Origin of the sequence: Chlamydia sp. (genome assembly GCF_017472245.1) — a bacterium.
Classification (GTDB): Bacteria; Chlamydiota; Chlamydiia; order Chlamydiales; family Chlamydiaceae; genus Chlamydia.
This window is the reverse complement of record NZ_JAFUQR010000005.1, coordinates 215,771-229,815: the sequence shown is the minus strand read 5'-3', so window position 1 is coordinate 229,815 and position 14,045 is coordinate 215,771. Positions and strand designations below refer to the sequence as shown.

Below are 14,045 nucleotides of genomic sequence, written 5' to 3'. Positions count from 1 at the left end.
AGAGATGCGAGATAATAGGAATACAACTCAACGTAAACGTGGGAAATTACGCTCAGAGAAAACAGTTTTACGTAGTTTTTTGAAGCTTTGTGCGGAAATGACCACTGCAACTGTTTTTGGGGATGAGCAACTTGGAAAACTGTCCTACAATCAAGTGTATAAGGCTGTCTGCGCTTTAGCTACACGTTTGGCTAAATATCCTGATGAGTACATTGGCATCATGATACCAGCGTCAGCAGGTGCTTATATTGCTTATTTTGCCACTCTGCTGTCTGGAAAAATCCCCGTTATGATTAATTGGAGCCAGGGGCTTCGTGAAGTTACGGCATGTGCGAACCTTGTTGGAGTAACACATGTGATTACAGCAAAGCCTCTTATGCAAAAGTTGGGGCAAACTCATGGGGAAGACGCAAAGTATCCGTTCTCCTTCATTTTTCTAGATGAAGTTCGTAAGCAGTTAACGTTTTGGGATAAATGTCGTATTGCAATCTGTACAGCAATCCCTTTTGAATGGATGATGAGATGGTTTGGAGTATTTGATAAAAAACCTGAAGATGTTGCTGTAATCTTATTTACATCGGGGACAGAAAAACTTCCTAAAGGAGTACCTCTTACTAACGCTTCGTTGCTTGCTAATCAAAAAGCTTGTTTTGATTTCTTTTCTCCTAAAGAAGACGACGTAATGATGTCATTTCTTCCTCCTTTTCATGCTTTCGGATTCAATTCTTGTACTTTATTCCCACTTCTTGCCGGGGTCCCTGTTGTTTTTGCGTACAATCCTCTTTATGCGAAGAAGATTGTCGAGATGATTGATGAGACAAAAGTTACGTTGTTAGGAAGTACTCCGATCTTTTTCAGCTATATTCTGAATACTGCCAAGAAAAGTGAGACTTCATTGCCCTCTTTGCGATTAGTTGTCATTGGAGGAGACGTTTTTAAACACTCTTTGTATCAAGAAGCGTTGCAAACATTCCCACATGTTCAATTGCGTCAAGGATATGGAACTACAGAATGTTCTCCAGTCGTCACTATCAATACTGCAAACAGTCCGAAACACGAATCTTGTGTGGGGATCCCTGTTAGAGGAATGGAAGTGTTAATTATTTCTGAAGAGACGAAATTACCTGTGTCGACAGGGGTAACCGGGTTAGTATTGGTGCGAGGGACTTCTCTATTTAAAGGATATCTGGGAGAAGATTTCGGACATGGATTCATGGAATTAGCTGGGGAGATGTGGTATGTAACTGGAGATCTTGGTTATGTCGATCGCCACGGAGAGTTATTCTTAAAAGGCCGGTTGAGTCGTTTTGTCAAGATAGGCGCGGAAATGGTAAGTCTAGAAGCTTTGGAAAGCATTCTAATAGAGGGATGTGGGCAAAGCGAAGCAGATCATCCGCTAGTTGTTTGTGGTCTTCCAGGAGAGAAAGAACGTCTCTGTCTCTTTACCATATTTCCAACTTCTGTTCAGGAAGTAAATGATATCTTAAAAAACTCAAAAACAAGTAATTTATTAAAGATCTCTTATCATCACCAGATAGAAGTAATTCCCATGTTGGGGACGGGGAAACCTGATTACTGTTCATTAAACGCTTTGGCAAAACAGTTATTTAGCGAATAGGGGTTGCTCTTTAGATTGTAGTTGCGAGGGAAATGAGTTTTGAAGGAATTTTTTCCTATCGATTTTATTACCAATGATTTCCTGGGATTTTCTCGTTCGGAAAGCTTAGTAAATGCTGTTAAAGCTCGCTACGAGAGTTATTGTAGAGAGGAGCCCTATGCGCAACTTGGTTACGGAGGGTCTCGCGCTATTTTAGGTATCTCACCTCTTTTAGATGAGCTTGAGCGTGAGATAGCGCGCTTTCATGGTGCGCGAGAGGCTCTAGTTCTGCCAAGTGGTTTTGTGGCGAATACAGCAGTTTGTGCACATCTCTCTTCTCAAGCAGATTATGTTTTATGGGATGAGCAGGTACATATCTCGGTTTCTTACAATTTGTCTGTTTTTATGCCAGGGAGGCAAGAAAGTTTCCGGCATAACGATCTGAGCCATTTAGAGGCTTTGCTGGAAAATTGTCAGAAACGAGGATTTAAACGTGTATTCATTCTTATCTGCTCTGTTTATTCTTTTAAAGGGTCTTTTGCTCCTTTAGATCAAGTGATTGCATTGTCCCGCAACTATCATGCAGAGTTGATAGTAGATGAGGCTCATGCTGTGGGATTATTTGGTGAGTCCGGGAAGGGATTTTGCTCCACACTAGGATATGACAATTTTTATGCTGTACTAGTTACTTTTGGGAAGGCATTGGGAGTTTCGGGTGCCGCACTACTCTTTCATTGTGACAGGAAACAAGCTTTTACTAAGGACCTATGGCGAGTCTCTCTACGGGGATGCCGCCTTATGTATTAATTTCTATACTAGTAGCCTATAGCTTTCTTTCTAGTGAGGGCGAGGAGGCAAGGATTCGGTTAAGGCAGATACGAGAATATTTCGTTCAAAGAGTCTCATCAGCAGCAGAAGGATTTGTACAGCCACTTTATCTCCCTGGAGTAGCTCCACAAGCGCTTTATAAGAGATTGACTAAGGCTGGAATTCGAGTTGGGGTTTCTCGGCCTCCTTCGGGGATTCTTTTAAGAGCAAATTTACACTCTTTCAATACGCTGGAGGAGGTGGATGTTCTTATCTCACAGATCTCTTTAGATCGCGTAACGAATCAAAAAAATGTAGTAGTAGGGTCTATATCAACAATACAACGCACTTTAGAAGAAAGTTTAGCAGCTACGAATGCATCCTGAAGTTGTTTGTTTACTGAAAGGATATGACGAGTTTTGATCAAAAATTGATAATGGAAAAGATCTTTTACTTTGAAATGTCCGCAAGGAGATATCTCCATCAGAGAGGCTTGGGAGTGCAAATTTTGTTTAATTAAAGCATGCACACGCTGAGTTTCCTTAAGAGTATATTCTGCACTTTTCCCTAGAAAAATGCAGCGGATTAGTCTAGTAAATGGCGGATAATTACATGCTTTCCTTCCTAAAATTTCTTCTCGGTAAAAAGAGGGAAAATCTTGAGCTAAAGCGTGTGTTATTGTGGAATTTTGAGGAAGAAATGTTTGGACTAAAACTTCTCCTGGAAGATAGCTACGACCCGATCGTCCCGTAACTTGTGTAATGAGCTGAAAGACCTGCTCTGCAGCTCGAAAATCTGGGATATATAGACCTGAGTCTCCGTTTAAAACAACGGATAAAGTGACTGCAGGGAAGTGCATGCCTTTAGCAATCATTTGCGTGCCGATCAGAATATCAGCTTTCCCCGTAGCGAATTGTTTGATCAATGCATCATGACTCCCTCTAGAGCGTGTGGTGTCAGAATCTAGCCGTATAGTGCGGGCTGTAGGGAAAAAGTTTTGGAGAAGAGATTCTATTTTTTCTGTGCCTGCTCCTCGATACTGTAATGTCATAGTCCCCTGGCATTGGGGACATGTGGTAATTGGTTTAGAAAGACGCGTATTGCACAGATGACACAAGAGAATACGTTCAGTTTTGTGAAACGTAAGGATCATGTCACAGTGAGGACATTTCAAGGTATATTTACATGAAGAGCAGGAGACATTAGTGTGGAAGCCACGACGGTTAAAGAAAATAATGGTCTGTTCTCCTACTTCTAAGCGTTGCTCTATACTGCGAATTACCGTTGGAGAGAAGAACAATTTTTTCTTGGTTTTTTCCATCTCCGTATTCATGTCAATAAGCGAGACCTTAGTGGGAATGGAGGTTGAAGCGCGTTTAGAAAGAATGGAAAGGGTATATTTTTTAGCTAAAGCATTGGTATAGCTTTCTAAACTTGGAGTAGCACTCCCGAGAATAACTGTAGCATTCGTGAACTTCCCTCGCATGACAGCCACATCTCGCGCTTGATAAAAAGGGGGTAGATCACTTTGTTTATAGGCACCATCATGTTCTTCATCAACAATAATGAGGCCAAGATTTTGCATAGGACAGAAGATGGCAGAACGAGGGCCGATGATGATATTGATTTGTCCTCGAGAAGCTTTATGCCAGGTTTGAGTGCGCTCGCTTTCACTTAATTTGTAATGTAAAACCCCAACCTCAGCACCAAAGTGCATTTTAAAAAAAGAAAGGGTTTGAATTGTTAAAGTAACTTCTGGAACAAGAAGAATTACGCTTTTCCCCAAGGTTCTGGCTTTACGAATAACTTGGAGGTAAACTTCTGTTTTTCCACTTCCTGTTACTCCAAATAACAGACATGTTTGAAACTGCTCAGCAATGAGAGATCGAGAAATCGTATCAATAGCAGCTAACTGCTCCTGAGTTAAGGTTGGTGATTCTGGAAGAAAGTAATGAAGCTGCTCATCTTGGATTACTAAGCTCTCAGAGTCGACAATACGAATGAAGCCCCGTTTAGCTAGGGTATCTAAAGTTTTAGTGGATGTTGAGGTTTTTTTTATAAGTTCAGGAGGAGTGAGTGGCCCTGTAGTTTTAAGTAACTTACGGAGTACAGCAATTTGATGAGGATCTTCGAGCGATTTTAGTATTTCTTGTGTATGTTCAGCATTTTGCCCTAAAAATACATTGTTCTGATGTTTGCTCGAGTGAGTCTGTGCATATACTGTTGGGAGGAATAAGGACAACGTACTTCCTAAAGGACAGAAATAGTATTGGCTGACCCAAAAGATCAAATCAAGAAGGTCTTGAGGAAGGATAATGCCTTCGTAACCAATCTCTACAATCGGCTGGATTACATTCACGAAATCTGAAGATTTCTTAATTTTGAGAACAACAGCAATTTTGTATTTATCATTAGCTAGTTTTCTTTGCAGAGGAACTTTAACCACGGATCCTACAGTTACTAGATTTTCCATCCCTGCAGGAATACCATAATCTAGGACCTTGTTGATGTTTGCATTGACTAAGACTTCTGCGTAGAGGCGGAAAGGTGGGTGAGTATCGTCCATAAATCTCTTTTTAACTCTGAATCTTTTGTGTATTGCGAAGAGGAATAAATGGGTACACAGGTTACTTTGTCTTGTGAAATAGGATTGTGATATTTGATTTGAGAATTTTTATACCCGATTATCGGTAAGGGAGCCAAACAAAAAGGATGGGGGAAATGACTAAAATCAGAAAAGATTTTTTGGTGAAAAAGCACTAAACGAGAGGGGAAAAGTTTTTGTGAAAGGATTTTAGCTAGGCGATTGAAAAAAAGAATTTCATTCTCTTGAGTTTCATGGACAAGAATACCACAGTAAGCACGTGCGGGACGTTGGATATAACGTTTCAAAGCAGGATAATTCTCTTTTAAAAGCTCTTCATGGGAAAGCCCTGGATAGATAGGTACACAGGGCCAGGAATGTTGCGGATCTTTCGATTTGGTTGGAGAAGAGGGTGAAGTAGGTGTAGTGCGTTCTTTTACAGGTGCAGAGGGAAGCGAGATCGATTGGGAGTTTGAGGTAGACTTAAGAGGAGTTGGGGCAGTAGTTGAAGATAAGTCTTCAGGAGAGTTGAGAGGTTCTTCTGGAAAATATAACGGAACCAGTGTAGACGTGGCTGGGTGAGACTTCTCCACATAACGAGAAAAAATTTCTTGAAAAATAGCAAGTGAAAGCATGGCGTGTTAGAGTGTATGCACAGGTTATCGGACAAGATATGATTCTAAAAGAGTAAGGGTATCAGCCTATACGAATTCATTGCAATCGACCGATGATTGATATCATATTAAAGAGTAAAGAAACCTATTCCTTACAGTTAAATAAAAAGAGAGAATGTTTATGAAAAATTGGTTATTAGGAGGCCTGTTCGCTTTATGCATTTCTACAACAGTTCCTTGTTTTGCTGCAAAGCGTCGTGATACAAGAATACAGAAGGTTGACAAGGTGTCCCAGGCTGGAGTTCGCTGGTTACCTTATCAGGAGGCTTTACACAAGGCGAGTAAAGAAGGAAAATTTGTTGCTTTATTCTTCACAGGATCTGATTGGTGCATTTGGTGTATGAGAATGCAAGAACAAATTTTAAGAACGGACGCTTTTTCTACTTTCGCCAATCAACATCTTTACATGGTAGAGATAGATTTCCCTCATAACAATGAACAGACTCCAGAACAAAAAGCGCTGAATCAGCAGCTCAAAACTCAATATCAAGTAGAGGGATTCCCAACTTTAGTTCTGTTAGATCCTCAGGGGAAAGAGATTTCAAAATTAGGATTTGAACACGGAGGAGGAGAGAACTATGTTCATCGATTGAAGAAAATATTACATATCTCCTAAGTCGTTGCAAAATTCTCTTGCCTCTGGGAAGGGGCTAATAGATGTGTGCACTTTCAAGAAAGAGAAAACTCAAGGTTTTCTCTTTCCTATGTTTGAGAAAAGTATCCTGTATCTTTCTTCAAAATTTCTCAAGTTTGGTGTAGCATAGGTCTGCTTAAGACCTTCAGAATTGTCATAAGAAGAATATAGCTACTGTTTGTTGAGCCAAAGGACTATTGATGTCTGCAGAAGTTGAATACTTGCAACACGAAGATTATTTGTATAGAACGAGTAAGTTACAAGAAATTCGAAATTTGGGCATGAACCCTTACCCTTATCAATACTCTGATTGTATTGAGATCCAGGAAATTCGTAATGGGGTTGTCAATGATCAAATAGGGGACAGTGAAGCAGCATTTCGAAAAGAGACACCTAAGGTGCGCTTTGCTGGGAGACTTGTTCTTTTTCGTTCTATGGGGAAAAATGCCTTTGGGCAAATCTTGGATAACGATGCCAAAATTCAGATTATGTTCAATCGCGAATTTTCCTTAGTTGCCGGATTATCTGAAGAATCCGAGATTTCTCCTATGAAGTTTATCGAGAAGAAGCTAGATTTAGGGGATATCTTAGGTATAGAAGGATATCTGTTTTTCACACACTCAGGAGAGTTAACAGTTCTTGTAGAGACTGTGACTTTGCTATGCAAATCTTTGATCTCTTTGCCAGACAAGCATTCAGGATTAGCGGATAAAGAGATTCGTTATCGTAAACGTTGGGCAGATCTCATTTCATCAGAGGAAGTCCGTAGGACATTTTTAGCAAGAAGTCGGATTCTTAAATTGATTCGTGAATACATGGATCAGCAGGGCTTTTTAGAAGTTGAAACTCCTATTCTGCAAACAATCTATGGAGGAGCGGAAGCAACTCCTTTCGTCACCACATTGAAAGCTCTCCACACACAAATGTTTCTTCGGATTTCTTTAGAAATTTCTTTGAAGAAAATTCTTGTTGGAGGAATGCCACGTATTTATGAAATTGGCAAAGTTTTCCGTAATGAGGGAATTGATAGAACACATAATCCAGAGTTTACCATGATTGAAGCTTATGGGGCTTATTTGGATTACAACGATGTTATGAAATATGTGGAAAACCTTGTTGAATATGTAGTTCGATCCCTGTACAACGGAGAGACGAAAGTCACCTACTCTCATTTGAAATCTGGTCCGCAAGTAGTCGATTTCAAAGCTCCTTGGATTCGCATGACTATGAAGGAAAGTATCTCTGTCTATGGTGGAGTTGATGTGGATTTACATGCGGATCATGAATTACGTAAGATTTTAGAAACACAAACATCTCTTCCAAAGAAAGACTATGTCTCTGCTACTCGAGGAGAAATGATTGCATTACTATTTGATGCACTTGTTTGTGATAAGCTAATAGCTCCTCATCACATTACGGATCATCCGTTAGAAACAACTCCTCTTTGTAAGACATTACGTTCTGGAGATGATAGCCTCGTGGAAAGGTTCGAGAGCTTTTGTTTAGGGAAAGAACTTTGTAATGCTTACTCGGAACTCAATGATCCTTTGAAGCAACGAGAGTTATTAGAAGAGCAAATGCAGAAAAAGGCTTTGGATCCAGACAGCGAGTACCACCCTATAGATGAGGAGTTCTTGGAAGCTCTTTGTCAGGGAATGCCGCCAGCAGGAGGATTTGGTATAGGTATAGATCGTTTGGTCATGATGTTAACAGATGCTGCATCTATCCGTGATGTTTTGTACTTTCCTGTAATGCGGCGTATAGAAACAAAAAAAAGCTAAAGCTTTTTCACTTTTATCCCGGTTTTGCCATCTTCAATGGCAAAACCAAGGGAGAGGATTTCATCTCGTAAGCGGTCAGCTTCTTGCCAATTTTTGATTTTCCTAGCAGCTTCTCTTTCTTTTACAAGTTGTAACACGTCTTCTGGGATAGCTTCTTGGGCAAAAGGAAGAACAGCTAATACTTGGTCTATCCGTCGCAATAAGGAGAGAATGTGTTGTGCATCTTGTTGAGAGAAGATAGAAGCTGCCTCCTTTTGAATAGCACTCTGACTATCAATGATACTATTTATCTTTCGGATAAAGTCAAACAAAGCTGCCAAGGAAATCGAGATATTAAGATCATTGGTGATCGAAGCAACAAAATCATCTAAAAAATTCTGACAAATAGCAGAAACTTCCGGATGTATGATGTCATTAGGATAGGAAGGGTCTTCCAATCTACTAATAAAATCTCTTAAACGTTTAAGAGATTGACGAGAAGCTTGCAATCCCTCCTGAGTGAAATTCAACTGAGTCCTGTAGTGTCCCTGTAGCAAAAGGTAACGGATTTCTTCTCCAGAGAATCCTTGGTTGAGTAAATCTCTTAGTGTAAGAAAGTTCCCTAAACTTTTAGACATTTTTTTCCCATCAACAAGAAGATGATGAGAGTGCAGCCAATAACGCACAAAGGGCTTATGGGATAGGGATTCAGATTGGGCAATCTCATTTTCATGATGAGGAAAGATATTATCTACGCCTCCAGCGTGAATATCCAAGGACTGACCAAGAAGTGACATAGACATGACAGAGCACTCCAAGTGCCATCCGGGACGGCCTTTTCCAAAAGGACTTTCCCAGAAAATTTCTCCGTCTCTATCGCGATCGTAGGCTTTCCATAAGACAAAGTCACACAAATTATCTTTGTCATATTCATCGGCATCTACACGCGCACTTTGTCGAAGCTCTTCTAAATTTAGGTGAGAAAGAGCTCCATAGTTAGGAAATTGATTAATAGAAAAATAGACGGATTGGTCCTGTCCTATATAAGCCACCCCCTGATCAATGAGTTGCTGAATAGCTTTTATCATTTGGGGGATGTAGTGAGTAGCATGGGGATAAGCGTCTGCTTTTAAAATGCGTAAAGCTTCCAAATCTGTAAAAAAGGCATCGATGTAGGGCTGGCAGTATTTTTCTAAGGAGCAGCCTTGATTACGAGCCCCAGCTAATGTTTTATCATCCACATCTGTGATGTTCATTACATGGTAAACGGAGTATCCTAGAAACAGAAGAACTCTTTTTAACAAATCCTCAAACACATATGTACGAAAGTTTCCTATATGTGCGTAACCATAGACCGTTGGCCCACAGGTATAAAGTTTAATAGGGTCATTAATGGGGAGGAAGCGTTCTTTCTCTCTAGATAATGTATTATAAAGAAATAAATCTATGGCGTCATTGTTCATGAGAAAAGGCCTTATTTTGTGCTACCAGGGCGAACTCACACCCTCATGATAAGCAACAATTTTTGCTTAGTCTACAGAATTTTTCTGCAGAACATGGATTTAGGATCTCTTATCAAAGGAATAGAAAAAATTCTGAAACCAGAGGGATAAGGTGCGTATTTTTCACAAATAGAATCTTTGTTTGCTTTTAATAAAAAAAAGAATATACACGAAAAGTATTCGAAAAGCTGTTTTAAGAGAGGTTCTTTCGGGGTTTTCGAAAGGGTCGTTACTTTTTAACGGACAAGCAAGGAGTAGAAATTCATGGTTTCTTTATGGATTGCTAAAAGTTGTTCTTTCAAGCAGAAAAAGCTTTTGGCTGCTCTGGTTTTCTTTGGGCTAAGTTCGTTTAATGTGGGTGCGGCTCTTTCAGGCACACATAACGAGATTTCTTGGTATGTTGATTATCAGGAAGCCAGAGAAAAGAGTGAGGAAAAAGAACTTCCCATGTTGTTGTTTTTCTCCGGTTCAGACTGGAACGGCTCCTGTATGAAAATTCGTGATGAAGTGTTGAGTTCTGAGGAGTTTATCTCCGCTGTTGCGGGTAAATTTATCTGTGTTGCCGTCGATTTTCCTCGTCATGCAGAGTTGCGAGATCCTTTGATCAACGAGCAAAATGAAGAGTTAAAGAATAAGCTTCATGTCAATACTTTCCCTAGTTTGGTACTGCTGTCTCCCGAAGAACGGGAAATTTATAAGCTTGAAAGTTTTGGTAATGAAAACGGATCCAATTTGGGCGAAAGTCTGTGTAAGGTTGTGACTAATGACCAGGAATTAGAGCAGGTTTTCCCACTTATTCCTACGTTAGCTGCTGTAGAATTGCGTCAGTATTATCAACTAGCAGAAGAGTTATCGAGAAAAGATTTCATGACTGCAGCAATTGAGCAGGGCGTACTGTGTGATGATAGTTTTTTCTTATCTGAGAAATTTAGACAACTTGTCGAAACTGGGAGAATGGATTCCGATGAGTGTCGTTCTGTAAAAAGTCGTTTGTTAGAATTAGATCCAGAGAATGAACAGCTAACTCATTTCACTGTTGCATTGATCGAATTTCAAGAGTTAGCAAAGCGTTTTCGAGGAGATGCACATATGAATGTTGCTAAGGTGATAGAACCCTTGGCGGATTACCTGACACAGTTTGGAGAGCAAGATAAGGAAAATCAGTGGCGACTAGAGATGATTATTTCTCAGTACTATCTTGATGCAGGGCTCCCTAATAGTGCATTAGAGCACGCTGAGATAGCTCTTGAGTCAGCTCCTAGGGAAGCTCAGCTGAGTATCTCTCGCTCGTTAGACCATATGCGACATCAGTCTTAGAAATTTTTTCAACAAACGTTTCCCTGATTCCACGTTTTTTCGTAACGTGGAATTTTTTTATAAAAAATCATTTAGATGAAGAAAGCAATAAGGTTTCTGGGATTCGTTTAAGAAGCTCCTCTGATAGTTTCCCAAAACTTGGCAAAACACCGCCCTTCGGGGAGACAATTACTTGACATCCAGGAAGATTAGAGCGCACGTGCCTGAAAGCTTCACGAACGATTCTTTTAAAACGATTACGTTGGTGAGCTTTCCCGAATTTTTTAGACACAGTAATCCCTACTTTGCGAGAATTAGAATAACGAGAAGGAACCACCCGCAAAGTCACTTGCTCCGTACGACAACACCGACCAGTTCGCTGAACATAAACAAACTGCTTGCGTTTCAGTAAACGAGCACTTTTAGGTAAAGTTAATCGATGCACAGACAGCAAATTTTAAAGATCAATCAAAGAATGTCTACCATGACGGCGACGACGGTTCAAAAGATTTCTTCCGCTTTTCGTAGCCATACGAGCTCTGAAGCCTACAGAATTTCTACGTTTTCTCTTACTAGGTTGATAGGTGCGTTTCACAATATTCTCCTAAGTTCTCAAAGTTTTCAAGAATCTCTCCTTAAATAACCAGAAACGAGTCTAAATGATCTTCCCTAAAAGATCAATATGGGGTAACAGTTTTTATTATTTCTTTTGGTAAGGGAAGGTTTGTAGAGAGAGTTAGTTTGAGAAGTCTCTTATTGTCAAAAAGTGGGGAAAAGGGTAAACTCTGTTCCTCTAGTTGTTAATCCTCCTTTACCGGGGAGACTCTTGCTCGGGGTTCCGCATGTAAAATGTTGGCTGGGGCCTGGGGGTGTGCGGAGTAGCTTTTTAAGAAAATTTTTTGAGATTTTCGAGCTGCGTTGCAGTTTGTGTAGCAAAAAGGGTACTTCTTTTGGTAGGGGGGCTGTTTTGTTGAAGGCTCTCATTCCCAAAATTTTGTGTAGTGAGGGTGTGTAGTGAGAATCAGTCTCTCTTTTAAGGGAGCCAAGTAAGGCGTGTTATGAGAGTTAGTTCATCCGTTAAAGCAGACCCTTCAAAAGGTGATAAGCTTGTTCGTCGTAAGGGACGTCTTTATGTTATTAACAAGAAAGATCCTAACCGTAAGCAACGTCAAGCAGGGCCTGCTCGTAAGAAGTAATATATAGATTTAGGTGAGAACGCATGGCGAAGAAGTCAGCAGTAGCTAGGGAGAATAAACGTCGAAAATTAGTAGAAGCTAATTTTCAGAGAAGAGCAGAGCTTCGAAGAATCGCGAAAAGCTTATCTGTCAGTGAAGAAGAGAGAGCACGGGCTCGGGAAGCATTAAATAAGATGAGACGAGATACTTCTCCTTCTCGTTTACATAATAGATGCCTATTGACCGGACGACCTCGCGGGTATCTTAGAAAATTTGCTATCTCGAGAATTTGCTTTAGACAGATGGCTTCTATGGGAGATATTCCTGGCGTCATTAAAGCAAGTTGGTAAAAATTTGATAAAAGGCCCCTTCCAGAGGGCCTTTTTTATTCATTTTTTACAATCTCAAATAGTTCTGGAATGTTTTTGACTTTTTCCCAGTTTTGCATACCTTTTTTCCATACCCAAAGCTCTTGAGGGGAGACCCCTTTTTCCGGAGAATTTTTGCATTCTTTTAGGAAAGCGATGAGCTGCACTATAGAGATTGGACCTACATTAGTGCGATCTTTGCTCAGGTAAAACCATTTCTCTGTGTCTATAGTGACTTGACTGATTGTATCTGGAATAGCGATTATCTCAGAATCCTCTAAAGTATTTTGTAAGAAAAAATCCTCAGAGTCTTTTAGTTCCGTTGAATCATGATCTTGGTTAGATGAGGGAAGCGGAGGAAGAATCAGGATGAAAATAACTGCAAAGATTCCAAAAAACATTCCAGCAAGAAACCAGCCTATGGAATTACGGTTCTTTTTTGTAGCTAGGTAGGCAGTGAGCATTCCTAGACAAATGTACAGTAAAAAAAAGGTAAAAGGGAACATTCCGGAGTTCATGGGAAGTCCTTCCGACTTAAATTTCTCTATCAATGAATATTATTTCTTAGAGCAGCTTTTCTCACTAAAAAAAAGATTGTGATGTAACAATTTTCCGAAAAATTGGATTTATTTCCTTTCTTTTTTGGGATGAAACAATGAGGAAAATACCAGTTATTAGGAAAAGAAAGGGCAAGAAGAAACTCACGAATGAAGCTTCGATTTTTTATTTTTACCGATAGGTGTCCAAATACTCTGGTATTAATCTTCCGGGAAGCTTATTAAGGCTTGTAACTACAAACGTCTCAATCACCATCAATAAGCAAATTCATTATCCATATGATACTGCCCATATTTTAGAATGGGTTTATATAGGTGATTTTGTTGTTAAGTTTAACATGTTGAATTTTGAGAAGATGGATTACTGGTTTCTTTGGAATCAAATGGTTTTCTAGATCTTATTATTGACTTAGATTGTAGTAACTTTTACCCTCATTTCCAAGAGCTTTCTTGGTGAAAAAAAGCTTCTGAAAGTGTTGCTGTTAAAAAGGATTTTTTTACATAGAAATAGAGCTGAATAACAAAGAAAAGATCACGGGAACGAGGCTCCTAGAGTATGGATAAGCAGAAATTAAAATTAGATGTGAAAGAATTGGAATTTCCGGAAACTGTTTTTAGTCGCGATATAGAGACTCGTGTTATTCAGGTGATCATTCTTCACTGTTTAGCAAAAATAGATGGTGTTTCCTTATTAGGAGGCAACCTTATAGATACTCTTTTTGGGCGTGACATTGAAAGGATGAAGGGGATCTATGTCGAACAAGATAGTAAAAATTCTTTGGTCAAAATTCGGGTAGAAGTGAATGTTGATTATGGAGTTGCTATCCCAGAAAAGACAGAAGAAATCCAAGGGTGCATTGTATCTGAAATCTCGGAATATACAGGTTTGCATGTTGCTGCCGTTCATGTAGTCGTAAAAGGGTTAACACATCCTAAAGCGAAAGACGCGAACGTTGCTGCTATTGAAGTTGTAGGAGAGCCCTGTTTAGAAGAGCTGCCTTCTGCAGAAGAGTATCTTGAGGAAGTCTCTTTAACCAAAACAACTGAAGAATAAAAGGCTCTGTAAGGAGCCTTTTTTTTATAAAAGTGCT

The 14,045-nt window shown here is 39.8% G+C and carries 13 protein-coding genes and 1 pseudogene; 8 read left to right on the top strand and 6 right to left on the bottom strand.

Annotated elements, in window-relative coordinates:
- The first annotated feature begins 4 nt into the window (after window positions 1–4).
- Both IJ490_RS02050 and IJ490_RS02045 read left to right on the top strand, forming a co-directional pair.
- Entirely contained in the window at window positions 5–1,618 is a 1,614-nt protein-coding gene (locus IJ490_RS02050) for an AMP-binding protein (RefSeq protein ID WP_291892997.1), read from the top strand.
- 39 nt (window positions 1,619–1,657) lie between these two features.
- Window positions 1,658–2,790: pseudogene (locus tag IJ490_RS02045) on the top strand (aminotransferase class I/II-fold pyridoxal phosphate-dependent enzyme).
- Here IJ490_RS02045 and priA read toward each other — a convergent pair.
- Together priA and IJ490_RS02035 are read right to left on the bottom strand one after the other, a co-directional pair.
- Window positions 2,709–4,970 (bottom strand): primosomal protein N', encoded by a 2,262-nt coding sequence (gene priA / locus IJ490_RS02040; protein WP_291892994.1) that lies wholly within the window; start codon window positions 4,968–4,970, stop codon window positions 2,709–2,711. The pseudogene IJ490_RS02045 and the gene priA overlap by 82 nt on opposite strands.
- The gene (locus IJ490_RS02035; RefSeq protein WP_291892991.1) at window positions 4,925–5,623 is read right to left on the bottom strand and encodes a hypothetical protein; all 699 of its coding nucleotides are present in this window, start codon (window positions 5,621–5,623) and stop codon (window positions 4,925–4,927) included. Before IJ490_RS02035 ends, priA begins: the two co-directional genes overlap by 46 nt.
- 160 nt (window positions 5,624–5,783) lie before the next feature.
- Here IJ490_RS02035 and dsbH point away from each other — a divergent pair, with 160 nt between their 5' ends.
- Window positions 5,784–6,278, top strand: a complete 495-nt coding sequence (dsbH, locus tag IJ490_RS02030; protein WP_291892987.1) for a disulfide reductase DsbH — start codon at window positions 5,784–5,786, stop codon at window positions 6,276–6,278.
- A 218-nt stretch (window positions 6,279–6,496) separates the two neighbouring features.
- Complete coding sequence (gene lysS, locus IJ490_RS02025) at window positions 6,497–8,077, top strand: lysine--tRNA ligase (protein WP_291892984.1); 1,581 nt, start codon at window positions 6,497–6,499, stop codon at window positions 8,075–8,077.
- Here the strand turns inward: lysS and cysS are convergent.
- On the bottom strand, window positions 8,074–9,519 hold the full coding sequence (cysS, locus tag IJ490_RS02020; RefSeq protein ID WP_291892982.1) for a cysteine--tRNA ligase: 1,446 nt from the start codon (window positions 9,517–9,519) through the stop codon (window positions 8,074–8,076). The genes lysS and cysS overlap by 4 nt on opposite strands.
- A gap of 303 nt (window positions 9,520–9,822) precedes the next feature.
- Here cysS and IJ490_RS02015 point away from each other — a divergent pair, with 303 nt between their 5' ends.
- Complete coding sequence (locus IJ490_RS02015) at window positions 9,823–10,875, top strand: thioredoxin family protein (RefSeq protein WP_291892980.1); 1,053 nt, start codon at window positions 9,823–9,825, stop codon at window positions 10,873–10,875.
- Between the two features lie 67 nt (window positions 10,876–10,942).
- Here the strand turns inward: IJ490_RS02015 and rnpA are convergent, their stop codons facing one another.
- The gene (gene rnpA / locus IJ490_RS02010; RefSeq protein WP_291892978.1) at window positions 10,943–11,299 is read right to left on the bottom strand and encodes a ribonuclease P protein component; all 357 of its coding nucleotides are present in this window, start codon (window positions 11,297–11,299) and stop codon (window positions 10,943–10,945) included.
- A 12-nt stretch (window positions 11,300–11,311) separates the two neighbouring features.
- Entirely contained in the window at window positions 11,312–11,449 is a 138-nt protein-coding gene (gene rpmH / locus IJ490_RS02005; protein ID WP_010725344.1) for a 50S ribosomal protein L34, read from the bottom strand.
- A 463-nt stretch (window positions 11,450–11,912) separates the two neighbouring features.
- Here rpmH and rpmJ point away from each other — a divergent pair, with 463 nt between their 5' ends.
- Window positions 11,913–12,050: a 50S ribosomal protein L36 gene (gene rpmJ / locus IJ490_RS02000; RefSeq protein WP_291892950.1), complete on the top strand. Its 138-nt coding sequence runs from the start codon at window positions 11,913–11,915 to the stop codon at window positions 12,048–12,050.
- A 23-nt stretch (window positions 12,051–12,073) separates the two neighbouring features.
- On the top strand, window positions 12,074–12,379 hold the full coding sequence (gene rpsN / locus IJ490_RS01995) for a 30S ribosomal protein S14 (protein WP_291892946.1): 306 nt from the start codon (window positions 12,074–12,076) through the stop codon (window positions 12,377–12,379).
- Between the two features lie 35 nt (window positions 12,380–12,414).
- Here rpsN and IJ490_RS01990 read toward each other — a convergent pair whose 3' ends face one another.
- Window positions 12,415–12,915, bottom strand: coding sequence for a DUF4339 domain-containing protein (locus IJ490_RS01990; protein WP_291892943.1), 501 nt, complete (start codon window positions 12,913–12,915; stop codon window positions 12,415–12,417).
- 595 nt (window positions 12,916–13,510) lie between these two features.
- Here IJ490_RS01990 and IJ490_RS01985 point away from each other — a divergent pair.
- On the top strand, window positions 13,511–14,008 hold the full coding sequence (locus tag IJ490_RS01985; protein ID WP_291892918.1) for an Asp23/Gls24 family envelope stress response protein: 498 nt from the start codon (window positions 13,511–13,513) through the stop codon (window positions 14,006–14,008).
- Window positions 14,009–14,045: the final 37 nt, after the last annotated feature.